The 23,029-nt window shown below is 72.7% G+C and carries 25 protein-coding genes; 15 read left to right on the top strand and 10 right to left on the bottom strand.

Translation table 11 applies throughout. The annotated features are described in order from the left end of the window. Nucleotides 1–82: 82 nt before the first annotated feature. Nucleotides 83–1,783, top strand: a complete 1,701-nt coding sequence (locus ABZ822_RS17850) for a phospho-sugar mutase (protein WP_360854238.1) — start codon at nucleotides 83–85, stop codon at nucleotides 1,781–1,783. 136 nt (nucleotides 1,784–1,919) lie between these two features. Here ABZ822_RS17850 and ABZ822_RS17845 read toward each other — a convergent pair whose 3' ends face one another. From ABZ822_RS17845 to ABZ822_RS17830, 4 genes are all read right to left on the bottom strand, one after another. After that, nucleotides 1,920–2,561 carry a PH domain-containing protein gene (locus ABZ822_RS17845; protein ID WP_360854156.1) on the bottom strand — a complete coding sequence of 214 codons (642 nt, stop codon included), beginning with the start codon at nucleotides 2,559–2,561 and terminating at the stop codon, nucleotides 1,920–1,922. Beyond that, nucleotides 2,558–3,250 (bottom strand): hypothetical protein, encoded by a 693-nt coding sequence (locus tag ABZ822_RS17840; RefSeq protein ID WP_360854153.1) that lies wholly within the window; start codon nucleotides 3,248–3,250, stop codon nucleotides 2,558–2,560. Before ABZ822_RS17840 ends, ABZ822_RS17845 begins: the two co-directional genes overlap by 4 nt. Before the next feature lie 179 nt (nucleotides 3,251–3,429). After that, nucleotides 3,430–4,629, bottom strand: a complete 1,200-nt coding sequence (locus ABZ822_RS17835) for an aminotransferase class I/II-fold pyridoxal phosphate-dependent enzyme (protein ID WP_360854150.1) — start codon at nucleotides 4,627–4,629, stop codon at nucleotides 3,430–3,432. Beyond that, a complete protein-coding gene (locus ABZ822_RS17830) occupies nucleotides 4,626–4,766 on the bottom strand; it encodes a hypothetical protein (RefSeq protein ID WP_360854147.1) in 141 nt (46 codons plus the stop codon). Before ABZ822_RS17830 ends, ABZ822_RS17835 begins: the two co-directional genes overlap by 4 nt. Before the next feature lie 146 nt (nucleotides 4,767–4,912). Between ABZ822_RS17830 and ABZ822_RS17825 the strand changes: the two genes are divergently transcribed. Then, on the top strand, nucleotides 4,913–5,953 hold the full coding sequence (locus ABZ822_RS17825) for a hypothetical protein (protein ID WP_360854144.1): 1,041 nt from the start codon (nucleotides 4,913–4,915) through the stop codon (nucleotides 5,951–5,953). Nucleotides 5,954–5,998: 45 nt separating this feature from the next. Here ABZ822_RS17825 and ABZ822_RS17820 read toward each other — a convergent pair whose 3' ends face one another. Then, nucleotides 5,999–7,108 (bottom strand): AI-2E family transporter, encoded by a 1,110-nt coding sequence (locus tag ABZ822_RS17820; RefSeq protein ID WP_360854141.1) that lies wholly within the window; start codon nucleotides 7,106–7,108, stop codon nucleotides 5,999–6,001. A gap of 261 nt (nucleotides 7,109–7,369) precedes the next feature. On the opposite strand from ABZ822_RS17820, the gene deoC reads away from it, so the two are divergent. Genes deoC through ABZ822_RS17805 form a run of 3 tightly spaced genes read left to right on the top strand, consistent with a single transcriptional unit; the run spans nucleotide 7,370 to nucleotide 10,695 of the window. Then, nucleotides 7,370–8,365, top strand: a complete 996-nt coding sequence (gene deoC / locus ABZ822_RS17815; protein WP_360854235.1) for a deoxyribose-phosphate aldolase — start codon at nucleotides 7,370–7,372, stop codon at nucleotides 8,363–8,365. A gap of 6 nt (nucleotides 8,366–8,371) precedes the next feature. Next, a complete protein-coding gene (locus tag ABZ822_RS17810) occupies nucleotides 8,372–9,832 on the top strand; it encodes an aldehyde dehydrogenase family protein (protein WP_360854138.1) in 1,461 nt (486 codons plus the stop codon). Continuing rightward, complete coding sequence (locus ABZ822_RS17805) at nucleotides 9,829–10,695, top strand: aldehyde dehydrogenase family protein (RefSeq protein ID WP_360854135.1); 867 nt, start codon at nucleotides 9,829–9,831, stop codon at nucleotides 10,693–10,695. The genes ABZ822_RS17810 and ABZ822_RS17805 overlap by 4 nt, the downstream gene beginning before the upstream one ends. Before the next feature lie 125 nt (nucleotides 10,696–10,820). Here the strand turns inward: ABZ822_RS17805 and ABZ822_RS17800 are convergent, their stop codons facing one another. Continuing rightward, nucleotides 10,821–11,303, bottom strand: a complete 483-nt coding sequence (locus tag ABZ822_RS17800; protein ID WP_360854132.1) for a hypothetical protein — start codon at nucleotides 11,301–11,303, stop codon at nucleotides 10,821–10,823. 129 nt (nucleotides 11,304–11,432) lie between these two features. On the opposite strand from ABZ822_RS17800, the gene ABZ822_RS17795 reads away from it, so the two are divergent. Beyond that, on the top strand, nucleotides 11,433–12,083 hold the full coding sequence (locus tag ABZ822_RS17795) for an ATP-binding protein (RefSeq protein WP_360854129.1): 651 nt from the start codon (nucleotides 11,433–11,435) through the stop codon (nucleotides 12,081–12,083). Nucleotides 12,084–12,277: 194 nt separating this feature from the next. Here the strand turns inward: ABZ822_RS17795 and ABZ822_RS17790 are convergent, their stop codons facing one another. After that, entirely contained in the window at nucleotides 12,278–13,090 is an 813-nt protein-coding gene (locus tag ABZ822_RS17790) for a SigE family RNA polymerase sigma factor (protein WP_360854126.1), read from the bottom strand. 239 nt (nucleotides 13,091–13,329) lie between these two features. Here ABZ822_RS17790 and afsQ1 point away from each other — a divergent pair, with 239 nt between their 5' ends. From afsQ1 to ABZ822_RS17765, 5 genes are all read left to right on the top strand, one after another. Then, the gene (gene afsQ1 / locus ABZ822_RS17785) at nucleotides 13,330–14,007 is read left to right on the top strand and encodes a two-component system response regulator AfsQ1 (protein WP_360854123.1); all 678 of its coding nucleotides are present in this window, start codon (nucleotides 13,330–13,332) and stop codon (nucleotides 14,005–14,007) included. 46 nt (nucleotides 14,008–14,053) lie between these two features. Then, nucleotides 14,054–15,613, top strand: a complete 1,560-nt coding sequence (locus ABZ822_RS17780) for a HAMP domain-containing sensor histidine kinase (protein ID WP_360854120.1) — start codon at nucleotides 14,054–14,056, stop codon at nucleotides 15,611–15,613. Further along, a complete protein-coding gene (locus tag ABZ822_RS17775; RefSeq protein WP_360854117.1) occupies nucleotides 15,610–16,215 on the top strand; it encodes a hypothetical protein in 606 nt (201 codons plus the stop codon). Before ABZ822_RS17780 ends, ABZ822_RS17775 begins: the two co-directional genes overlap by 4 nt. Nucleotides 16,216–16,255: 40 nt before the next feature. After that, the gene (locus ABZ822_RS17770; protein WP_360854114.1) at nucleotides 16,256–16,810 is read left to right on the top strand and encodes a VanZ family protein; all 555 of its coding nucleotides are present in this window, start codon (nucleotides 16,256–16,258) and stop codon (nucleotides 16,808–16,810) included. Nucleotides 16,811–16,884: 74 nt separating this feature from the next. Continuing rightward, on the top strand, nucleotides 16,885–17,085 hold the full coding sequence (locus ABZ822_RS17765; protein WP_360854111.1) for a PspC domain-containing protein: 201 nt from the start codon (nucleotides 16,885–16,887) through the stop codon (nucleotides 17,083–17,085). A 195-nt stretch (nucleotides 17,086–17,280) separates the two neighbouring features. Here ABZ822_RS17765 and ABZ822_RS17760 read toward each other — a convergent pair whose 3' ends face one another. Then, the gene (locus tag ABZ822_RS17760; RefSeq protein WP_360854108.1) at nucleotides 17,281–17,673 is read right to left on the bottom strand and encodes an ATP-binding protein; all 393 of its coding nucleotides are present in this window, start codon (nucleotides 17,671–17,673) and stop codon (nucleotides 17,281–17,283) included. A gap of 195 nt (nucleotides 17,674–17,868) precedes the next feature. Next, nucleotides 17,869–19,035: an adenosine deaminase gene (locus tag ABZ822_RS17755; protein WP_360854106.1), complete on the bottom strand. Its 1,167-nt coding sequence runs from the start codon at nucleotides 19,033–19,035 to the stop codon at nucleotides 17,869–17,871. 121 nt (nucleotides 19,036–19,156) lie between these two features. Between ABZ822_RS17755 and ABZ822_RS17750 the strand changes: the two genes are divergently transcribed. Further along, entirely contained in the window at nucleotides 19,157–19,921 is a 765-nt protein-coding gene (locus ABZ822_RS17750; RefSeq protein ID WP_360854103.1) for an alpha/beta hydrolase, read from the top strand. Nucleotides 19,922–19,994: 73 nt separating this feature from the next. Here the strand turns inward: ABZ822_RS17750 and ABZ822_RS17745 are convergent, their stop codons facing one another. Continuing rightward, the gene (locus tag ABZ822_RS17745; protein ID WP_360854100.1) at nucleotides 19,995–20,996 is read right to left on the bottom strand and encodes a LysR family transcriptional regulator; all 1,002 of its coding nucleotides are present in this window, start codon (nucleotides 20,994–20,996) and stop codon (nucleotides 19,995–19,997) included. Between the two features lie 62 nt (nucleotides 20,997–21,058). Between ABZ822_RS17745 and ABZ822_RS17740 the strand changes: the two genes are divergently transcribed. The 3 genes from ABZ822_RS17740 to ABZ822_RS17730 all read left to right on the top strand — a co-directional run bounded on the left by ABZ822_RS17740 (nucleotide 21,059) and on the right by ABZ822_RS17730 (nucleotide 22,993). Beyond that, nucleotides 21,059–22,390, top strand: coding sequence for an MFS transporter (locus ABZ822_RS17740; RefSeq protein ID WP_360854097.1), 1,332 nt, complete (start codon nucleotides 21,059–21,061; stop codon nucleotides 22,388–22,390). Between the two features lie 123 nt (nucleotides 22,391–22,513). After that, nucleotides 22,514–22,657: a hypothetical protein gene (locus tag ABZ822_RS17735; protein ID WP_360854094.1), complete on the top strand. Its 144-nt coding sequence runs from the start codon at nucleotides 22,514–22,516 to the stop codon at nucleotides 22,655–22,657. Between the two features lie 39 nt (nucleotides 22,658–22,696). Then, entirely contained in the window at nucleotides 22,697–22,993 is a 297-nt protein-coding gene (locus tag ABZ822_RS17730) for a hypothetical protein (RefSeq protein WP_360854091.1), read from the top strand. The last annotated feature ends 36 nt before the right edge of the window (nucleotides 22,994–23,029 follow it).

The following is a 23,029-nucleotide window of genomic DNA, read 5'->3' as shown; positions in this document are numbered from 1 at the left end:
GGGCCGGGTACACATCCGGCACCCGCGAAATCCGACACAGGAGCGCATCACCGTGGCAGTGGCACGCGATACGGCGGAGCTGATGGGCCGGGCCCGCGCCTGGCTGGCCGAGGACCCGGACCCGGAGACCCGCGACGAACTGGTCAGGCTGCTCGGATGCGTGGACCCGTCCGATGTCGAGGACGGGGCGGAAACCGAGGCGCTGGCCGAACTGGCCGACCGCTTCGCCGGGACGCTGCAGTTCGGCACGGCCGGACTCCGCGGTGAACTGGGCGCGGGACCGATGCGGATGAACCGCGCCGTGGTCATCCGCGCCGCCGCCGGCCTCGCCGCGTATCTGCGCGGGAAGGGCGCCGCGGAGGGCGGCGACGGGCCGGGCCTGGTCGTCGTCGGCTACGACGCGCGCTACAAGAGCGCCGACTTCGCGCGGGACACCGCCGCCGTGATGACCGGCGCGGGGCTGCGCGCCGCACTGCTGCCGCACCCGCTGCCCACCCCCGTCCTCGCCTTCGCCGTCCGGCACCTGGGCGCGGTCGCGGGCATCGCCGTCACCGCCAGCCACAACCCGCCGCGCGACAACGGCTACAAGGTCTACCTGGGCGACGGCTCGCAGATCGTGCCGCCCGCCGACGACGAGATCGCCGCGGAGATCGCCGCGGTCGGAAGCCTGAACGACGTGGAGCGGCCCGACACGGGCTGGGAGACGCTGGGCCAGGAGATCGTGGACGCGTACGTGGCCCGTACGGACGCCGCGCTGACCGAGGGCACACCGCGCGACGTCCGCGTCGTCTGCACACCCCTCCACGGCGTGGGCCGCGACACCTTCGTCGCCGCCTTCACCCGCGCCGGCTTCCCCGCCCCCGTCGTCGTGCCCGAGCAGGCCGACCCCGACCCGGCGTTCCCGACCGTGGCGTTCCCCAACCCGGAGGAGCCCGGCGCGATGGACCTCGCGTTCGCGACCGCCCGCGCCGAGCGCCCGGACATCGTCATCGCCAACGACCCGGACGCCGACCGCTGCGCCGTCGCCGTGCCGGATCCCTCCGCCGAGGCGGGCTGGCGGATGCTGCGCGGCGACGAGGTGGGCGCGCTGCTCGCCACCCACCTCGTGCACAAGCGGGCCGGTGGCACGTTCGCGACGACGATCGTCTCCTCCTCGCTGCTCTCCCGGATCGCGGCCGCGGCGGAACTCCCGTACGAGGAGACGCTCACCGGCTTCAAGTGGCTGGCCCGCGTGGACGGGCTGCGCTACGCGTACGAGGAGGCACTCGGCTACTGCGTCGACCCCGGCGGCGTCCGCGACAAGGACGGCATCTCGGCGGCGCTGCTCGTCGCCGAACTGACCGCCGAACTGAAGCAGACGGACCGTACGTTGCTCGATCTGCTCGACGACATCGCCGTCGAGTACGGCCTGCACGCCACGGACCAGCTCTCCGTACGCGTCGAGGACCTGTCCAGGATCGCGGCGGCCATGGAGCGGCTGCGCGACGAGCCTCCGGCCTCGCTCGCCGGGCTGACCGTCACCTCGGGCGAGGACCTGTCCAAGGGCACCGACCGGCTGCCGCCGACGGACGGCCTGCGGTATCTGCTGGCCGGGGACGACGACCGGGGCGTGGAGGGGGCGCGCGTCATCGTGCGCCCGAGCGGCACGGAGCCGAAGCTCAAGTGCTACCTGGAGGCCGTGGTCCCGGTCGGCGGCCAGGACGACCTGGACAGGGCGCGGGCGACGGCCCGTACGGTCCTGGCCGAGCTGAAGCGGGACGTGGCGGCCGCCGCCGGAATCTGACCGCGGCGCCCGGACGCACCCCGACCGCCCTCCGTTCCCGCCCGCAGCACGGCGGACGACGGAGGGCGGTGGCGTTCCGCGCCCCCGCGGAAGCAGGAACGAGGAGCAGGAACGAGGAGCAGGAACGAGGAGCGGTTCAGCCGGTGGCGAGGAGGACCGCCAGCAGCAGCGCCCCGGCCAGGCACGGCGCGATGATCTCGTACGCCCAGCGGACCACCGGCTCGTCCTGCGCCTCCTTGTCCCCGCCGTGGAGGTCGGCGAGTTCGCGCAGTTCGACCAGGGCCTGGTCGCCGGGCGCCAGGCGTCCGTCGCTCTGCGCCTCCGTGCCGTAGGTGTCCTGGGCCGCGATCCGGTCCGCCTGGCGCGCGGCCTTCTTGCGCCCCCGCAGGGAGACCGGGATCGCCCAGAGCTGGTACTTCCGGTCGCCCGCGAAGACCTCGCTGGTGAGCGCGGCCCGCAGGTCCTCCACCGAGGCCCAGGGCAGCGTGATGGTGCGCAGCGGGTTGCGCACGCGGAGCCTGCGCGAGCCCGCGAACACCGCGGGCCGCACGGTGTACGCCACGACCACCGGCACGACGAGCAGCATCGCGGCCAGCGCCAGCCACGGAGTGCGGCCCTCTCCGCGAACCAGCGCGTCGATGCCGAGCCAGCCGATGAGCGCCAGCAGCAATACGCCCCCGGTGATCCCGGCGGGCGAGCGGTAGATGCGGTCGGCGTACTGCGGCTCCTCCTGCCGGGGCGCGGGCTCGGGGGTGGCGGCGTGGTCGGGGCTCGTCATGAGCCCGATTCTGCCTGATCGCCCGGATGCCGGAGATTGCGTTCCGGTCTCGGATTGCGCTCGGCGACCGCCGCGAGAGCCGCCAGCGACGCGAACCCGGCCGCGAACCCCGCCATGGTGACGACGCCCCGCGGCCAGAAGATGTGGCTGTCGGTGAACGACCAGCAGGAGAGCAGCAGGACGGCTGTGGCGGGCAGCACCCGGACCCCGTGGCGCGGGAAGAGGACGAGGGACGCGGCGACGACGGCGACGCCGAGCGCGTACGCACCGCCTGAGCCGAGGGCGTCGCCCGTCCGGTAGAGGGGGTGGACGACGCCGGCGGGGACACCCGGGCCCGCGTGCTGCCGGACCGTGCCGGCGGCGATGCCGGCGACCGCGTCCAGACCGGTGTAGAAGGCGGCGTAGCCGAAGGCGCCCGCCCAGGCGATCAGCGTGGCGAGCCCGGCGGCGTCCCGGCCGGGACGCCGCCCCCACAGCGGCACCACCACGCCGAGCGCGAGCAGCGGGAAGACGGGCAGCAGCCAGATGTGCAGGGTCGTCCAGTGCGCGGCCGTGTCCCGGGTGAGCGACTGGGGGTGCGCCAGGCCGACGACGGCGAGCAGCAGCGGCGCGCCCGCGGCGAGGGCGACCCTGGCGATGACGGGGGGGCCGGTGGAGGAGGGGGTGGAGGCAGGGGTGGGGGTGGGCATGGCGGGGATCGTAGGAGGGGCACGGCACCGGCGGGACGGCTGCGGCGCCGGCGTCAGCGATCCGTAAGACCCGGGCGCCGCACGGGGATCGGCGATCCGTAGGACCCGGGCGCCGACCGGGGACCGGCCATCCGTAGGACCCGGGCGCCGGCCGGTCGTCGGGGGACCGGCCGGTGCCGTCACTCCACCTCCGCCAGCACCTCCCCCAGCCTGCCCAGCCCCTCCTCGATGCGGTCGTCCGGCAGTCCGTACGACAGCCGCAGCCGGCCCTCCGCGCCGAACGCCGTGCCCGGCGCGAGGGCGACCTGCGCGTGGTCGACCAGGGCGCCGGCCAAGTCGTCGGCGGTGTCCAGGCGGGTGCCGTACAGGGTGCGGCCGAGCAGGGACCGCGCGTCGAGGAGGAAATAGTGCGCGCCCTGCGGGTCGGGGGCCGTGACGTGCGGAAGCTCGGCGATGAGGCCGCGGGCGAGTCCGTGCCGGTGGCGCAGGACGGCGCGGATCTCGGAGAGGAACGCGTCCTCTTCGCCGCGGGCCGCGGGCAGCACGCCGTGCTGGACGGCGCTGCCGGCGCTCGACGTGGTGTGGTGCTGCAGATCGGCCAGGGCGGAGACGACGCGCTCCGGCCCGTAGGCCCAGCCGACGCGCCAGCCGGGCACCGCGAAGGACTGCGAGAACGAGCCGAAGCTGACGACATGGTCGCGTGCCCCGGCGACGAGGTGGACCGGGTGGGTGTGCTCGGCGCCGGGCAGCACCAGGTCCCCGTAGCACTCGTCGAACAGGATCCACAGGTCGTTCCGTACGGCCCACTCGGTGATCTCGGCCAGCCGCTCGGGCGGATACACCGCGCCCGTGGGGTTGTTGGGGGTGTTGAGGACGATCATCCGCGTGCGCGGGGTGCGGAGCGCCTCCAGTCCCTCGACGGTGGGGACGAAGCCGGTGTCCCGGGTGTCGAGGCCCACCGGGTTCGCGCCGACCAGCCGGATCTGGGCCATGAACGTGCCCCAGGCGGGCTGCGGTACGAGCACGTCGTCGCCCTGGTTGAGGAGTGCCAGGCAGGCGAGGTGCAGGCCGTGCCGGGCGCCCGCGGTCACCAGTACCTGCGACGGCGCGCAGACGACGCGGCGGGTGCGGGTGACACGTGCGGCGAGCGCGACGCGCAGCTCGTGCAGTCCGGCGGTGCCGGTGCGGCGGTGGGTCGGCCCGCCGGGCGCGGCGGCGAGGGCGCGGCGCAGCGAGGCCGGCGGCTCGAAGTCCAGCTCGCCCGAGGCGAAGTCGATCAGGTCGGAGTCCTCACCACGCGGACGGGCGGGAGTCTCCTGGAGGTCGGCGCGGGCGGGCCGGAATCCGAAGATCCGGCCGGCCGCGTCCGACAGGCTCACGCCTGACCCGTCACGCCCGTGCCGACGACGATCCATCCGATGTCCCCCGGGCCGCCGCCCACCGCTCCGGTCAGGCCCGTCACCGCGGCCAGGGCGAGGGCACCGGCGATCGCGAATCGGTACAGGCTGCGGGGCATACGAAGCTCCTTGCGGTCGGCAACAGGGGGTGGGAAGGTGCCCGCATCGTGAGCCGGAGAAGTCCACGAAGTGGACGGATTTCCCACTTGATGCTTTCTGTTCCTGATGGCTAGCCTCAAGGCCGCGAGGGGGTCGTGAATTGTCCGTGCAGAAACACGAACCGGGGGACGGCGCACCGGAATCGGATCAGGGGGAGCCACCCGGATCCGCGTCGGCGGACTACACGCTGGGGGACGACGACCTCCGCGTCTACCGCGCGGCCCTCGACCTCGGCAGCACCTGCCCCGGCGAGGCCGACGCGGGCGCCCTCGAACGGCTGGTGCGCCTCGGACTGCTGGCCGCCCCGCGCACGCCCGGCGGCCGCTACGAACCGGTCAACCCCGCCGCGGCACAGAGCACGCTGGTGGCCGACCTGATGCGGGACGCGCAGGAGGCGGTCGAGCGCATCTGCCGGATCCGTACGGCCCTGGCCCCGGCCGAGGCCGCGTACCGCGAGCAGTTCGGCGCGAGCCGGGGCGCGCTCGTCGAGCACACGGGCCTGGCGAACATCAACGAATCGATCCGCGCCGCCGCCCAGGACTGCGCCTCCGAGGTGCTCACCTGCCAGCCCGGCGGCGGGCGCCCTCAGGAGGTTCTGGCGGAGTCGCTGCCCGCGACCTCCTCCATGCTGGCGCGCGGGGTGCGGATGCACACGATCTACCAGCACTCCGCCCGCGCGAGCGCGGCGACCCAGGAGTTCGTACGGACGATCCAGGAGCAGGGCGCGGAGGTCCGTACCCTCGACGAGAGCTTCGACCGGCTCATCGTCTTCGACCGCCAACTCGCCTTCATTCCCGGCCCGCTGGGTCGTACGGACCGGAGCACGGCGGTGGAGATCCGCTCCCCCGCCGTCGTGGCGTTCCTCGTGGACCTCTTCGAGCGGGCGTGGCTGCGGGCGACGCCCTTCGCACCGCCCACACGCGACCGCAGGACGTCCCAGATCTCCAACGACCTGGGCCTGGCGATCCTGCGCCATGTCGTCGCGGGCGACACGGACGCGGTGACGGCCCAGCAACTGGGCATCAGCGTCCGCCGCTGCCAGGAGTACATCGCGCAGATCTCCACCCGCCTCGGCAGCCGCAGCCGGGCCCAACTCGGCTATCTGGCAGCGGTGTCCGGGCTCCTGGAGGAGCGGGAGCAGGGATAGCGCGCGGCAGGCCGGAGCCACGCCGGGGTAGCGGACGGACGCGGGTCACACCGGTGGCAGCGGTCTGCGGAGCACGCCGTACACCGACCACACCACCGACACCAGCGGTACGGCCACGACCGCGCCCAGCACACCCGCCGCGATACCGCCGCACACCACCGAGAGGGCCACGACCACGGGGTGCAGCCGTACCGCCCAGCTCATGACGAGGGGGTGGAGTACATGCCCCTCGATCTGCCCGATCACGACGATCAGGAGCACCACGACCCCGGCGACCAGCGGCCCTTGCGACGCCAGGGCCACCACCGCCGCGACGGCGAGTGCCACGGGCGAGCCGACCAGCGGGACGAAGGCGGCGAAGAACTCCAGCAGGGCGAGCGGCAGCGCGAGGGGCACCCCGAGGAGGAAGAGCGCGATGCCGACGAGGGTGGCGTTGACCGCCGCGATGAGCACGATGCCGCGCGTGTACCCGGTGAACGTCCGCCAGGCGGCCGCCCCCGCCCGCTCCACCGGGCGGCGGAGCCGCACCGGGAGCTGGCCGCGCAGCCACCGCCACATCCGGTCGCCGGAGTGGACGAAGAAGACCGAGCAGAACAGCGCCAGTGCCAGGCCGGTGAGGACTTCCACGGCCCGCCCCGCGCCGGTCAGCGCGGTGCTGATCAGCGTCGTCCGGTGGCTCGACAGGAAACTCATGATCCGGCCCTGGAGGTCCGAGAGCGCCTCGGGCCGTACGCGCAACGGCGGGCCCTCGAGCCACCGTTCGATCCTCGCCACGCCTCCGCCGAACTCGCGCCGCAGCAGCGGCCACTCCCCCGCCACGCCCTCCCCGACCAGCGAGAGCACGGCCAGGAACACCAGCAGGCTCCCGGCCATGCCGAGGGCGACGGCCGCCGCACGGGGCATCCACCGGTCGAGCAGGCCGACCAGCGGCCGCAGCAGAGCGGTGATCACGAGGGCGAGGAACACCGCCACCGCGACGAGGTGGAACCGCCCGAGCACCGCGAACACGGCGTACACGGCGACGCCCACGACGATGAGCCGCCACGCGTAGGCGGCGGCGAGGCGCAGTGCGGGAGAGACTCGCCCGGCGCTGTCGTCCGCCGCGCCCGTACCCGCGCGGGTGCGGCCGGGCGGCGGGAAGGAGCGGGTGCGCATCCGGTCCTCACCACCTCACGCCGCGGATACGCAAGACCTCCTATCACCGGCGGGATGCGGTGGAACGCGACGGCCGCACATTCCCCCCAACGGGGTGGCCCGATGGAACAGCCGGACCGCCCCGCCGCCCGGCGTGAAGCCCGGCCCGCGCCCCGGCGGAGCCCGGCCCGCAGCGCCGTGCGGAGCCCGCCCCGCCCTCCTCTGTGAGGTGGCTCGGTAGTGACAAGTTGCTACGCGCGTAGATATGCTCACCTGGTGACCATGCCCACCACTGTTCCCGCATACGGCACGGAAGCCGCCGAGCGGCTGGCCTCCATGGCGGACGTGACCGCCTCCGAGGCCGCCCTGCGCCGCTTCCTGCACGGCCTCCCGGGCGTCGACGCGGTCGGTCTGCAGAGCCGCGCCGCGACACTCGGCACCCGCTCGATCAAGACCACGGCGAAGGCGTACGCCATCGACCTGGCGATCTCGATGATCGACCTGACGACGCTCGAAGGCGCGGACACCCCGGGCAAGGTCCGGGCGCTCTGCGCCAAGGGCATCAACCCCGACCCCACGGACCGCACCGTCCCGAAGGTCGCCGCGATCTGCGTCTACCCCGACATGGTGGCCACCGCCAAGGAGGCCCTCGCCGGTTCCGGCATCCATGTCGCCTCGGTCGCGACGGCGTTCCCCTCCGGCCGCGCCGCCCTGCCCGTCAAGCTCGCCGACACCCGTGACGCCGTCGCCGCCGGCGCCGACGAGATCGACATGGTGATCGACCGCGGCGCCTTCCTCACCGGCCGCTACCTCGAGGTCTTCGACGAGATCCGGCAGGTCAAGGAGGCCTGCCGCCGTGATGGAGGCACGGCCGCCCACCTCAAGGTGATCTTCGAGACCGGGGAGCTCCAGACGTACGACAACGTCCGCCGCGCCTCCTGGCTCGCCATGCTCGCCGGCGCCGACTTCATCAAGACCTCCACCGGCAAGGTCGCCGTCAACGCCACCCCGCCCGTCACCCTCCTCATGCTGGAGGCGGTCCGCGACTTCCGGAACGCCGTCGGGGTCCAGGTCGGGGTGAAGCCCGCGGGCGGCATCAGGACGTCCAAGGACGCGATCAAGTACCTGGTGATGGTCAACGAGACGCTGGGCGAGCCCTGGCTGACGGCGGACTGGTTCCGCTTCGGCGCCTCCAGCCTTCTCAACGACCTGCTGATGCAGCGCCAGAAGCTGAGCACCGGGCGTTACTCCGGTCCCGACTACGTGACGGTGGACTGATCCCCCATGAGCGCAGCATTCGACTACGCACCCGCACCCGAGTCCCGCGCGGTCGTCGACATCGCCCCGTCCTACGGGCTGTTCATCGACGGCGAGTTCCGCGAGGCCGCGGACGGCAAGGTCTTCAAGACCGTCTCGCCGTCCTCCGAGGAGGTCCTCTCCGAGGTCGCCCAGGCCAGTGCCGAGGACGTCGACACGGCGGTCAAGGCCGCGCGCAAGGCGTTCACGTCCTGGTCGGCGCTCCCCGGCAGCGAGCGCGCCAAGTACCTCTTCCGTATCGCCCGCATCGTCCAGGAGCGCTCGCGCGAGCTGGCCGTCCTGGAGTCGCTGGACAACGGCAAGCCGATCCGCGAGTCCCGTGACGCCGATCTCCCGCTGGTCGCCGCGCACTTCTTCTACTACGCGGGCTGGGCGGACAAGCTCGCGCACGCCGGGTTCGGCCCCGACCCCAGGCCGCTGGGCGTCGCCGGCCAGGTCATCCCGTGGAACTTCCCGCTGCTGATGCTGGCGTGGAAGATCGCCCCGGCGCTCGCCGCGGGCAACACGGTCGTCCTCAAGCCGGCCGAGACCACCCCGCTGTCCGCGCTGTTCTTCGCGGACATCTGCCGGCAGGCCGGACTGCCCAAGGGCGTCGTCAACATCATCACCGGCGACGGCTCGACCGGCGCCGAGCTGGTGGGCCACCCCGGCATCGACAAGGTCGCCTTCACCGGCTCCACGGAGGTCGGCAAGGCCATCGCCCGTACGGTCGCGGGCACCGACAAGAAGGTCACCCTCGAACTGGGCGGCAAGGCCGCGAACATCGTCTTCGACGACGCCGCCGTCGACCAGGCCGTCGAGGGCATCGTCGGCGGGATCTTCTTCAACCAGGGCCACGTCTGCTGCGCCGGCTCCCGCCTCCTGGTCCAGGAGTCGGTCGCCGAGGAGCTGCTGGACGCGCTCAAGCGCCGGATGAGGACGCTGCGCGTGGGCGATCCTCTCGACAAGAACACCGACATCGGCGCGATCAACTCCGCCGAGCAGCTCGCCCGGATCCGTGCGCTCGCCGACGCGGGCGAGGCGGAGGGCGCCGAGCGCTGGGCTCCCGCATGCGAACTGCCCAGCTCCGGCTACTGGTTCGCGCCGACCCTGTTCACCGGGGTCACCCAGGCGCACCGCATCGCGCGCGAGGAGATCTTCGGCCCGGTGCTGTCGGTGCTGACCTTCCGCACCCCGGCCGAGGCCGTGGAGAAGGCCAACAACACCCCGTACGGGCTGTCGGCGGGCATCTGGACCGAGAAGGGCTCGCGCATCCTGTGGATGGCGGACCAGCTCCGGGCCGGTGTCGTCTGGGCCAACACGTTCAACAAGTTCGACCCCGCCTCGCCGTTCGGCGGCTACAAGGAGTCGGGCTTCGGGCGCGAGGGCGGCCGTCACGGTCTGGAGGCCTACCTCACCCCGTCGAAGCCGAAGGCGAGCGAAAAATGAGTGCAGCTGACCGACTCAGCGTCTTCAAGACCTACAAGCTGTTCGTCGGGGGCAAGTTCCCCCGGTCCGAGAGCGGGCGGGTGTACGAGGTGACCGACTCCAAGGGCCGGTGGCTGGCCAACGCCCCGCTCGCCTCCCGCAAGGACGCGCGGGACGCGGTCGTCGCGGCGCGCAAGGCGTTCGGCGGCTGGTCGGGCGCCACCGCGTACAACCGCGGCCAGATCCTGTACCGCACGGCCGAGATGCTGGAGGGCCGCCGCGACCAGTTCGTCGCGGAGGTCGCGGACGGCGAGGGCCTGAGCAAGGCGAAGGCGACGGCCCAGGTGGAGGCGGCGATCGACCGGTGGGTCTGGTACGCGGGCTGGTCGGACAAGGTGGCGCAGGTCGCCGGTTCGGCGAACCCGGTCGCCGGCCCCTTCTTCAACCTCTCCACTCCGGAGCCGACCGGTGTCGTGGCCGTACTGGCCCCGCAGAAGCCGTCGTTCCTCGGCCTGGTGTCGGTGATCGCCCCGGCGATCGTCACCGGCAACACGGTCGTCGTGGCCGCGTCGGAGAAGTCGCCGCTGCCCGCCCTCTCCCTGGCCGAGGTGCTGGCGACCTCCGATCTGCCGGGCGGTGTCGTCAACCTGCTGTCGGGCCGTACCGCGGAGATCGCCGCACCGCTGGCCGCGCACCAGGACGTCAACGCGATCGACCTGACGGGCGCGGACGCCGCTCAGGCGAAGGAGCTGGAGACGGCGGCGGCGGACAACCTGAAGCGGGTGCTGCGCCCGTCCCGTACGGACTGGACGGCCGACCCGGGCACCGGCCGCATGCTGGCGCTCCTGGAGACCAAGACGGTCTGGCACCCCATCGGCGTCTGACCGCCCGGCCCACGGCGCCCGCCCACGCGCCGTACGCGTCACCGAGCGAGCCCCGCCGCCTCAAGGAGGCGACGGGGCTCGCTCGCGTACTGCGTGCCGGGACGCGGGCCGGGGGCCCGTGATGCCTACTGCGCCCAGCCGCCGGGCAGCTTCCCCGCGACCGGGCCGAGCAGCGGCAGGTCGTCCATCGACTGACCGCGCGTGACGTTGTCCGTGACGGACTGGGTGCCGACCGGCTTGAAATCGGCGACCTGGGTGCCGACTCCGTTGTCGAGCGGGTCCACGCCCGTGTTCGCGAGCGGGTTGAGCTGCATGCTCTTCAGCGGCCCCGAGACACCGCCGAGGCCGTGCTTCGTGCCCTCGCGCAGCGATGTGCCGGGATCGGCAAGGGAGTTGGCGAGGCCGCCCCCGGTCGCGGCCGGGCTCGCCTGCGGGCCCTTCCCGCACTGCCCGTGCCCGTCGTGGAGAGGGCAGGCACCGGCCGCACCGCTGCCCGCCGCGAGCGCCGCACCGGCGGCGGCCACGACGAGACCGGCGCGCAGCAGAGCACCCGGAACTCCCTGGACCCGGGCTGCCACAGGGGACTTGGAGCGTGCGTGAGAGGCCATGGGCCACCTGCCACTTTCTTTCGTTGCGTGATCGAGCGACAACACACCGTAGTTGACCGGGGGCCCGGTGCGCGAATGTCGTGCCCCAGCGGGTCGCAACAGCGCACGTATGCGCGACAATGGGGTCCCGTGACCTCCCACCATCGCTCCGCGCGCGTCGTGCTGCTCACGGGTCCTTCGGGTTCCGGCAAGTCGTCCCTGGCCATCGGGACCGGGCTGCCGGTGCTCAACCTCGACGACTTCTACAAGGAGGCCGGGGACCCGACGCTCCCCCTCCTCCCCGACGGTTCGGGCACCGACTGGGACGCACCCGCGTCCTGGGACGCGGACGCCGCTGTCGGGGCCATCGAGGAGCTGTGCCGGACCGGCCGTACCAGCGTCCCGGTGTACGACATCTCCACCAGTTCGCGCGGCGGCGAGACGCTGCTGCGGATCGACGGCGCGCCGCTGTTCGTCGCGGAAGGCATCTTCGCAGCGGACATCGTGGGCCGGTGCCGTGAACTCGGCCTGCTGGCGGACGCCCTGTGCCTGCGCCTGCGCCCCTCGACCACCTTCCGGCGGCGGCTGCTGCGCGATCTGCGGGAGGCCCGCAAGCCGGTGCCGGTGCTGCTGCGGCGCGGGTGGCGGCTGATGCGCGAGGAACCGGCGATCGTGGCGCGCCACGCGGCTCTCGGGGCGCACCCGTGCGGCAAGAAGGAGGCGCTGGAGCGGCTCGGGGCGGCGGCGGCCGGACGTGTCTTCGCGGCGATGGAACGCACGCGGCCCGCAACCCTGCGCTGAGGAGCACGGCGTCGCGACGCCCACCCGTACCGCGTACTGCCGCCCGGACCGGGTGCACACAGAAGTGCGGGACCGAGTGGACCCCCCGGCCACTCGGTCCCGCTTCCCTCTCCCCGCCGGTCCCCCGACCTCTGGCGGGCCCCCGTACCCCCGTGTTCCCCCGTATTCCCCCCCGGCTCCCCTCCCCGGGTTCGTCAGGCGACCAGTTCGCCGAAGGATTCCTGCTCGCTCCGGCCGAAGCTGAGCGCCTCGTCCTCGCGCAGGCGACGGAGCGAGCGCCAGATGCTGCTCTTCACCGTGCCGACGCTGATGTCCAGAATGTCCGCGATCTCCGGGTCCGTACGGCCCTCGTAGTAGCGCAGGACGAGCATGGTGCGCTGCAGTTCGGGCAGCCGGGCCAGCGCCTGCCAGAGCACGGCGCGCAGTTCGGTGCCGCGCATCGCGTCGTGGTCGCCGGCCGTCTCGGGGAGTTCCTCCGTCGGGTACTCGTTGAGCTTCCGCCGGCGCCAGGCGCTGATGTGGAGGTTCGTCATGGTGCGGCGGAGGTAGCCACCGACCGCTGCCTTGTCGCTGATCCGGTCCCATGCCCGGTAGGTCGAGAAGAGCGCGTTCTGCAGCAGGTCCTCGGCCTCGTAGCGGTCACCGGTCAAGTGGTACGCCGTCGCGTACAGGGAGGCGCGGCGCTCCTGCACGTAGGCGGTGAACTCCGCCTCCGACAGGCTCTCCCGTCGCGCTCGCTCCTCCCCGTCCGGCTCTCCCCCGTCGTGTCCCCCGTCACGGACCCCCCCGTCACGGATCGTGGTGGCGTCGATGGCCTGCGGACGTCCCCAGCGGTGACCGCTGGAGTACGCCGGCCTCTGACGCCCGGTGCCGCGAGCGCACCCCCGCCCGCTCACGGCACCGGACTTCTCCGCCGCGGACTCGGTCCGCGGGCGCACAGAGCTCCGGGCACCGTCGTGAAGGCGCGTGACGACTGCGCTGGTGGTGCCGGCGTGCAGTGTGTTCATCTCGCGCCCCCCGTCGGTGGAGTCTGCTGGTGAATTCCGGTCCCGGGTGGTCGCCCTCCCGGTGCCCAAAAGACTGCCGGGCCAGTTTCATCGCGCTGTCCGCCGACTGTCACAGCCGTGTTACAGGGGTGACGGATGCGAGGAGGACGCCCCCCGAGAGCCCTGGTGACCGGGGTGGAGAGGGAAGGAGCCGTACCTTCGGTCGAACTCCTGGCACTCCTTGGGCCAGAATGACCACCGTGCCTTTCCTGTTGCTGATCGAGGACGACGACGCCATTCGCACGGCCCTTGAACTCTCCCTGAGCCGTCAGGGCCACCGCGTGGTGGCCGCGGCCTCGGGCGAGGACGGCCTGAAACTGCTGCGTGAGCAGCGGCCCGACCTGATCGTGCTGGACGTGATGCTTCCGGGCATCGACGGTTTCGAGGTGTGCCGCCGTATCCGGCGCACCGACCAGCTGCCGATCATTCTGCTCACCGCGCGCAGCGACGACATCGACGTCGTGGTGGGCCTGGAGTCGGGCGCGGACGACTACGTGCTGAAACCCGTCCAGCCGCGGGTGCTGGACGCGCGCATCCGCGCCGTGCTGCGCCGCGGCGAGCGCGAGTCCAACGACTCGGCGTCGTTCGGCAATCTGACCATCGACCGCTCGGCGATGACCGTCACCAAGAACGGCGAGGACCTCCAGCTCACGCCGACCGAGCTGCGGCTGCTCCTGGAACTGAGCCGGCGGCCCGGGCAGGCGCTCTCCCGCCAGCAGCTCCTGCGGCTGGTGTGGGAGCACGACTACCTCGGCGACTCCCGGCTCGTGGACGCCTGTGTGCAGCGGTTGCGCGCCAAGGTCGAGGACGTTCCGTCCTCACCCACCCTGATCCGTACGGTGCGCGGCGTGGGCTACCGGCTGGACACGCCCCAGTGACCGCCCGGACCGCCCGCCCCCGCGCCGCCCAGGAGGAGACGACGCCGTGAAGGATGCGTCGCCGCCGGGCCGGGTCCGCGGGTGGGCGGCCACCGCGCTGCGCCTGACCAGCCTGCGCCTGCGGCTGGTCGTCGTCTTCGCCCTGGTCGCCCTCACCGCCGCCGTCTCCGCGTCCGGCATCGCGTACTGGCTGAACCGGGACGCCGTGCTGACCCGGACGCAGAACGCCGCCCTCAACGACTTCCGCAAGTCGCTGGAGGACAACGCCGGTTCGCTGCCGCTGCGCCCGCCCTGCGACCAGCTCCAGCACGCCGCGAACCGGATGGCGAGCACCACCCAGCACTACGAGGTCGTGCTGATCGACAAGGAGAAGGACGGCAGCGACTGCGCCGCCCCCTCCGACTCCGAGGTGTTCGCGCTCAACGTGGTGCCCTCGGCGCTGCGCAAGGCGGTGGGCAAGCAGCGCCCGCCGGACGAGGGCGACGGGGCGCCGTACCACCTCTACTGGCAGCGGGTGACGATAGACGGAGACCCGTTCCTGGTCGGCGGCGCGAAGGTGATGGGCGACGGGCCGACCGGCTACATGTTCAAGTCGCTGGCCTCCGAGCGCGACGACCTCAACTCCCTGGCCTGGTCGCTGGGGATCGCCACCGGGCTCGCCCTGATCGGCTCCGCGCTGCTCGCCCAGGCCGCCGCCTCGACGGTGCTGCGGCCGGTGCAGCGTCTCGGGGAGGCCGCGAAGCGCCTCGGGGAGGGCAAGCTCGACACCCGGCTGCGGGTGTCGGGGACCGACGAACTGGCGGATCTCTCACGGACGTTCAACAGGACGGCCGAGTCGCTGGAGCACCGCGTCGAGGAACTGAGGACCCGCGAGGCGTCGAGCCGCCGCTTCGTCGCCGACATGTCGCACGAGCTGCGGACCCCGCTGACGGCCATCACCGCGGTCACCGAGGTGCTCGAGGACGAGGCCGACAACCTCGACCCGATGATCGAACCGGCCGTACGCCTCGTCGTCACCGAGACCCGCCGCCTCGGTGACCTGGTGGAGAACCTGATGGAGGTCACCCGCTTCGATGCGGGCACCGCGCGCCTGGTGCTGGACGACGTGGACGTGGCCGACCAGGTGACGGCCTGCATCGACGCCCGCGCCTGGCTCGACGCCGTCGAGCTGGACGCCAAGCGCGGCATCATGGCCCGCCTCGACCCACGCCGGCTCGACGTGATCCTGGCGAACCTCATCGGGAACGCGCTGAAGCACGGCGGCTCCCCGGTGCGGGTCTCGGTCCGTACGGCCGCCGAGGACACCGAGGCCGCCGAGCTGGTCATCGAGGTCAGGGACCACGGGCCGGGCATCCCGCAGGACGTGCTGCCGCACGTCTTCGACCGCTTCTACAAGGCCAGTGCGTCCCGGCCGCGGTCCGAGGGCAGCGGGCTCGGCCTGTCCATCGCGCTGGAGAACGCGCACATCCACGGCGGCGAGATCACCGCGGCCAACTCTCCCGAGGGCGGCGCGGTGTTCACCCTGCGCCTGCCGATGGACGCCTCGCGGCTGGCGCCGGAGACGGAGAACGACCGCGGCGGGAACGGCGAGGGAGGCGGACGATGAGGCGATGGCTGCGCCAGGCCGCGGCCGGGGCGCTCGTCCTCGGCCTGCTGGGCGCGGCGGGCTGCGGCATCCGCGGCACGTCCGTCCCCGTGGACGCGGGCGCGGCGCCCTCGCGCGCGTCCTGCCAGGTGTCGGGCGACGGCCCCGGATCGGACTTCGCCGGTTCGGTGCCGGTCCACGTCTATCTCGTGTGCAGCACCCAGCTCCTGGCAGTCGACCGTACGGTGCGGATGCCCGGGGACCGGTTCTCCACGGACCGCTCCGCCCTGGCCGGCGCGCTGCTGGAGGAGCTGCAGGACCAGCCGACCCCGGCCGAACAGGAGGCCGGGTTCGCCACCGAGGTCGGCGACGACCTGGCCGTCTCCGCGCCCCACGAGGGCGACCCGAAGGAGACCGTACGGCTGAGCCGGCTCCCCGACGAACTCCCGCCGTACGCTCTCGCACAGATCGTGTGCACCTACGGGGGAACCCCCGTGGCCGCCGAGGACGGTTCGGTGGTGCTCGGCGGCCCCACGGACGACGAGCCGAAGCGCTACCGCTGCACCGAGAGCATGCGGACCCGGCCGGACGTGGCGCAGACCACGGGCACTCCGGTGGAGTGACCACGGAACCGGCCCGGCTCCACGACGCGTCCTGAAGTACGTGCACCGTCTTGGCTCCGGCGACCGCCTCACCTTCCGCTACCGCGCGGCGGGGCTGCTTCTCCTCGTCGCACATCTCTCGGTCGTCGGCTGGCTCACTCTCCGCCCCCGCAGCGTTCCGTGGGTTCCCGCGGCGAATCTGCACCCGCTGGCGACGATACGGGCGGCCCTGGCGCAGGGCCCCTGGGAGACCGCGGCGTCCCTCGGCCCGGCGCTCCTGCTGCTGGCCCCGCTCGGGGTGCTGCTTCCGCTGGCGACGGGACGGCTGGCGGTGCGCGGACTCGGTTCGCTGACGCACACGGTGTTCACGGGGTTCATGGTGTCGCTGGCCATAGAGCTGCTGCAGACCGATGTGCCCGGGCGCACCCTCGACGTGGATGTGCTGCTGCTGAACACGGCGGGGGTGGCGGCGGCGTATCTGCTGTGCGTACGGCCGTTGCGCGGGCTCGTGCTGATCCGCCGCGGCCCCGGGCCCCGTAGGGCGGCTCCCCTCCCCAGGGAGGAAGGGGCTCAGGGTCCGGCCCCGACGATCCCCAGGGTCGGGATCGCCCCCTAGACCGACGCTTTGTCCCCTTCGCGAACCTACCGTTGAGGTGTCACCTCGAAACGACGATGCGCGAAGGAGTCCTCATGGCCGCCCTGGTTCGCCCCAGCGACGGACGGATGATCGGCGGAGTGTGCGCGGCGCTGGCCAGGCGCTACGACATGTCCGTCAGCACGGTACGGATGATCTTCCTGGTCTCGTGCCTGCTGCCGGGGCCGCAGTTCCTGCTCTACCTGCTGCTCTGGGTGCTGCTGCCCTCCGAGGACAAGGCCCGTACGGCCTGGTGATCCGCCCCTCCACCGCCTCTCGGCCACTCCGGCCCCGGCGACACGAGCACGGGGCGGGGGAGGCGGTGCGCCGCGGGACGGCGCGGGTCGCCTCAACCGCCCCATCCGCACCGGCACATGACGAACGGCCGCGCCCTTTCCCGTACGAGCGACGGGAGAGGGCGCGGCCGTGTCCACGGCGGGGTGGGGCCGAGGTCAGCCGATCCCGAGCTGGCCGTTGCCCAGGCCGGTGAGCGGGGTGGCGCCGAGCGGCAGGCCGCCGAGCAGACCGACCTTGGTGTCCTTCGCGGACTTGACGGCCTTGTTGCCCGCGACGGGGGCGGCGGGGGTCCCGGTCAGGCCCTTCGCGACCGGCAGCGCCGAGGTGGCCCGGCCGAGGGTGTCCTGCCCGACCGGAAGGGTCTGGGGCGCGGCGGCGGGCAGCGTGTGGGGGGCACCGGCGGGCAGGGTCTTGGTGACCTCTCCCACCGGCAGGCTCTTCAGCGCGTCGCCCGCCGGGGTGGCGGCGGAGGCCGAGCCGGCGGCGGCAGCGGCGAAGGCGGCGCCGAGCACGGCGACACCGAGGGTCTTGGCGGTTCCCTGCTTCATCGAATTACGTCCTCGTGATGGGGAAGTTGCTGTTGCGGCCGCCGGAACACGGGCATGACGGAGAAACGGCATTGCACGGGCCGTGACCGCAGTGCTTCGAAACGTAGTCACAAGGCGACGCGCGCCGCAAACAGCGGAAGCGGCCGGGCAACCCTCGCCCCGACCGCTTCCCCGATGTCCGCCCCGCGGCGCCGATCAGCCCTCGGTGGAGCCGGAGTCGCTGGTCACAGCCGGTCCGACCGGGGTCTGCCGGAACAGCCACTCGGCCTTCAACTCGGCGTATCCCGGCTTGATCACGTCATTGATCATGGCGAGACGTTCATCGAAAGGAATGAAGGCTGATTTCATCGCATTGACGGTGAACCACTGCATGTCGTCGAGCGTGTACCGGAAGGTCTTCACCAGGTGCTCGTACTCGATGCTCATGCTCGTGTTGCTCATCAGCCGGTTGTCGGTGTTGACCGTGGCCCGGAAGTGGAGGCGGCGCAGCAGCCCGATGGGGTGCTCCTCGTACGAGGAGGCCGCGCCCGTCTGGAGGTTCGAGGTCGGGCACAGCTCCAGCGGGATGCGCTTGTCGCGCACGTACGAGGCGAGGCGGCCGAGTGTGACCGTCCCGTCATCGGCGACCTCGATGTCGTCGATGATCCGCACGCCGTGGCCCAGCCGGTCGGCGCCGCACCACTGCAGCGCCTGCCAGATGGACGGCAGTCCGAAGGCCTCGCCCGCGTGGATGGTGAAGTGGTTGTTCTCCCGCTTCAGATACTCGAACGCGTCGAGGTGACGGGTGGGCGGGAAGCCCGCCTCGGCGCCGGCGATGTCGAAGCCGACGACGCCGAGATCGCGGTAGCGGTTGGCCAGTTCGGCGATCTCCAGGGCGCGGGCCGCGTGGCGCATCGCGGTGAGCAGCGCGCCGACGCGGATGCGGTGGCCGTTCTCCCTGGCCCTGCGCTCGCCCTCGCGGAAGCCCTCGTTGACGGCCTCGACGACCTCTTCGAGGGTCAGCCCGCCCTCCAGGTGCTGCTCGGGCGCGTACCGGACCTCGGCGTAGACGACGCCGTCGGCGGCCAGGTCCTCCGCGCACTCGGCGGCGACCCTGACCAGGGCGTCACGGGTCTGCATGACCGCGCACGTGTGCCGGAAGGTCTCGAGATAGCGCTCCAGGGAGCCGGAGTCGGCGGATTCCCTGAACCAGACGCCGAGCTTGTCGGGCTCGGTCTCCGGCAGTCCGTCGTATCCCGTCTCACGGGCCAGCTCGACGATGGTGCCGGGGCGCAGACCGCCGTCGAGATGGTCGTGCAGCAGCACCTTGGGGGCCCGGCGGATCTGGTCCGGGGTCGGTGTGGTGGTGGTCTCGCTCGTCATCTCCGCACTCTATCGCTTCGTCGCCTACGCGCGTAGAGCGCAAGGACGGATACCCACGGGATACCCAACCTTGACCCGGTGCGGGGTTTCGCTTCGGCGTGTCTCTGACATCTTCTGTGACATGGCTCAGCAAACGGTGCCGGTGCGGGATGCCCGGCTGGGGCGGGCGGTGGGGGCGACAGGTGCGGGAGAAACGGTGCACGGAGTGCTGCTCCTGCTGCCCGGGGGCGAACCGGAGAGCATGCGCAGACCGTCGCCGGTCACCGCTGCCTCCGCACGGCCACTGGCCCGGCGGCTCGCCCGGGAGGGCCGCGACCACGGCCTGGTGACCCATGTCGTGCGCTACCGCTACCGCGGCTGGAACGGCCCGGCCTCCCACCCGGTCGACGACGCCCGCTGGGCGGCGGACGAGGCCGTACGGCTCTACGGCGACGTGCCCGTCTGCCTGGCCGGTACGGACATGGGCGCGCGCGCAGCCCTGCACGCGGCCGACCACCAGGCCGTCAACTCCATTCTGGCCCTTGCTCCTTGGCTGCCCGGCAAGGAGTCGTCGGAGAAACCCGATCCGGTGAAACAGCTCCTCGGGCGCCGCGTCCTGCTCGTCCACGGGACGAACGACGAGCGGACCGATCCCGAGCTGTCGTACCGGTACGCGGAGCGCGCGAAGAAGGTCAACCGCGACATCTGCCGCTTCGAAGTCCACACCGACGGCCACGGGTTGCACCAGCACCGCACCGAAGTCCGCTCCCTCGCCGCGGACTTCGTCCTCGGCTCGCTCTTCGCCCGCGCCTTCAGCCGCCCGGTCGCCGACGCCCTGGCGGCTCCCCCTCCCCTGGGACTTCGGATGCCGCTGGCGGCGGGCTTCGGTTCGTCACTGCGGTACTGAGGTAGGGGCGGCGCGGGAGGGGCGCCTCCGAGCTGCCCCGTTCGCAGCCCCGCGCCCCCCGCCTCTCCCCCTTTCAGCGGGGGATCAGTTGGCCGCGCCGGGAGAGCAGGAAGCGCTTGAAGGCCGCCACCGGCGGTGTGTCCGGGCGCCCGGCGACCCAGGCGAGACCGATCTCCCGCACCGCGCGCGGCGCGGTGACGGTCAGCTCGGCGACGCCCGGCCGCGGTACGGCCGGTGGCGGCAGGAGCGCCACCCCGAGCCCCGCCGCCACCAGGCCGCGCAGCGTCTCCGCCTCCTCGCCCTCGAACGCGATCCGCGGCGTGAACCCGGCTTCCGCGCACAGCGCGTCGGTGATCCGCCGCATGCCGTAGCCCGGTTCGAGGGTGACGAACGCCTCGTCCGCCGCCTCGGCCAGGCGGACCCGGCGGCGCGTGGCGAGGCGGTGGTCGTCGGGGACGACCAGGCGCAGCTTCTGCTCGTCCAGGCGCCGGGCCACCAGGTCGGGGTCGTCCGGGACCGGTGACGTCAGGCAGAGGTCGAGGCCGCCCGCGCGCATGCGGGCGAGCATGGCCTCGCCGTAGTTCTGGACGAGCTGGAAGCGGACGCGGGGGTGCTGGGCACGGAAGGTCCGCAGCAGGCCCGGTACGGTCTCGAAGCCCAGGGTGTGCAGGAAGCCGAAGGCGACCTTGCCCGCGTCCGGGTCTGCGTCCTCGCGTACGGATTCGGCGGCGCGCTCCACCTCCGCCAGCGCGCGTTCGACCGAGCCGAGGAACGTACGGCCCGCGGGAGTGAGCGAGAGCGTACGGCCGTGGCGGGCGAACAGGTCGACGCCCAGGTCCTGTTCGAGCCGGACCATGGCCCGGCTGAGCGTCGACTGGGGCACGGCCATGCGCTGTGCGGCGCGGGTCACATGCTCGTGCCGTGCGACCCCCGCGAACTGCGCGAGCCGGGGCGCGAGCAGGGCGGACCAGGAGTCCGGGTCGAGTTCGGCCGTCCCGGCACCAGGTGTTGCGGCGATGTCTTCTTCGTTGCTGTTCCGTGACAGACGCGGTTGTGAGCTGCGGTCATGCACCATGGGAACGATTATGACGACTTCATGCATTGGACGCATGAGGCGGGGATCCCTACGTTGAATACATGCCTCCTGCAGATACCAGGGCGTCCACCACCCGCGTGGGCGCCTCACCGGCCCTGACCCCTCACGAAGCACCGAACCCCGAGGCCACCAAGCTGCGCCCCGGCGGTCCCGGCTACCGCCGGATGACCGCCGCCCTGTTCGCGGCGGGAGTCGCCACCTTCGCGCTCCTCTACTCCACCCAGGCCCTGCTGCCCGCCATCTCCGCCGGATTCGGCGTGACGCCGGACGCGGCGAGCTGGACCGTCTCCGCCCCGACGGCCGGCCTGGCGCTGGCCGTGCTGCCGCTCAGCGCGGTGTCCGAGCGTTTCGGGCGGCAGGCGATGATGACCGCGTCGCTCACCGTGGCCGCACTGGTGTCGCTGATCGTGCCGTTCGCGCCCGACCTCGGCACGCTGGTCGCGCTCCGCACCGTCCAGGGCGTCGCGCTCGCCGGGATCCCCGCGTCCGCGATGGCCTACATGGCGGAGGAAGTGCGCGCGAAGGCCCTCGTCGGCGCGATCGGCCTGTTCGTGGCGGGCAACAGCATCGGCGGCATGTCCGGCCGGATCGTCACCGGCTGGGTGGCGCAGGCCTGGGACTGGCGGGCGGCGCTCGGCGCGGTGGGTCTGCTGGCGGTGATCTGCGCGGTGGCCTTCCGGCTGCTGCTCCCGAAGGCACGGCACTTCACACCGTCCACGGTCAGCCCGAAGGCACTGGCCCGCACGGTCCGCGGCCACCTCTCCGACCCGCTGCTGTGCCGTCTGTACGCGATCGGCGCGCTGTTCATGACCGTGTTCGGCGCGGTCTACACCGTGATCGGCTACCGGCTGGTGGGAGAACCGTTCAACCTCCCGCAGGGCGTGGTCGGTTCGATCTTCCTGATCTACCTCGTCGGCACGGTCTCGTCGGCCGCGGCCGGGCGTCTCGTGGCCCGTCTGGGCCGCCGTGGCGCGCTGTACCTGGCCGTCAGCACGACGGCTGCCGGTCTGCTGCTGAGCCTGTCCGGGGCGCTCGCCGCGGTCCTCGCCGGACTGGTCCTCATCACGGCGGGCTTCTTCGCGGGCCACGCGGTGGCGTCCTCGTCCGTGAGCCGGGCGGCGACGACGGGGCGCGCGCAGGCGTCGGCGTTGTACCAGTCGGCGTACTACCTGGGCAGCAGCGCGGGCGGTGCGCTCGGCGCGCTCGCCTTCCGTACGGCGGGCTGGCCGGGCACGGTCCTCCTCGGCGTGGTGGCCGTCCTCACGGCGGCGGGCATCACGATCTACGCGACGCGCAGGGCCCTGGCGGACCGCCGCGCCCGCGCCGCGCACCCGTCGAGCGGCTGCGCGACCCCGGCCCCGGCGCGGTCGTAACCCGCGCGAGCGTGGCGTACCGCCCCGCGCCGTACGCCACGTTCACGCCCTGCGGCTCCTTCGCGCCGCGCGCTCGCCGCAAGCCGGTCCGGATTGTCGGACCGGCCTGAGAGTCTCGGCACCATGCCCAGCTACGACGTGACCCTGCTGTACACCAACTGGCCCGAGAAGAGCCCTGATTACTTCGCGCGGCTGAGGAACGCTCCGCCCCGCGGGTTCGCGTATTCGGACCGGACCTGGGATCACTACCCCCGCATCACGGGGTAGCGGGAGGCGACGACGCAGTTCCACGCGATCGCGAGTGTCGTGGCCGACGTCGCCGGGGAGAGCGGCGTGCTCCTCGACGACGCAGGCGTCGAGGAGCCCGGCGAGTGGATCGATGTCGACTGGAACCAGCAGATCGTGGCCCACCTGCTGCTCATGGCAGCCCACCGTGCGGCGTACTGCGGCCTCAGCGTGCGGGACCTGACGGATTTCCTGTCGGCGACGGCGCCCTCAACCGCTTCCGCAGGCACAGACACGGACGCGGACGCGGACACGGGGACTGACGCGGACACCGCTGCCGCGGGCTCCGGACCGGACGGGGCCGCACCTCAGGCGTAGGCACCACGCCAACCTCCGCGGGAGGCGGGCAGCATG

The organism is Streptomyces sp. NPDC047108 (assembly GCF_040643575.1).
In the GTDB taxonomy this organism is placed as follows: Bacteria; Actinomycetota; Actinomycetes; order Streptomycetales; family Streptomycetaceae; genus Streptomyces.
This window is presented reverse-complemented; position numbering and strand designations above follow the sequence as displayed.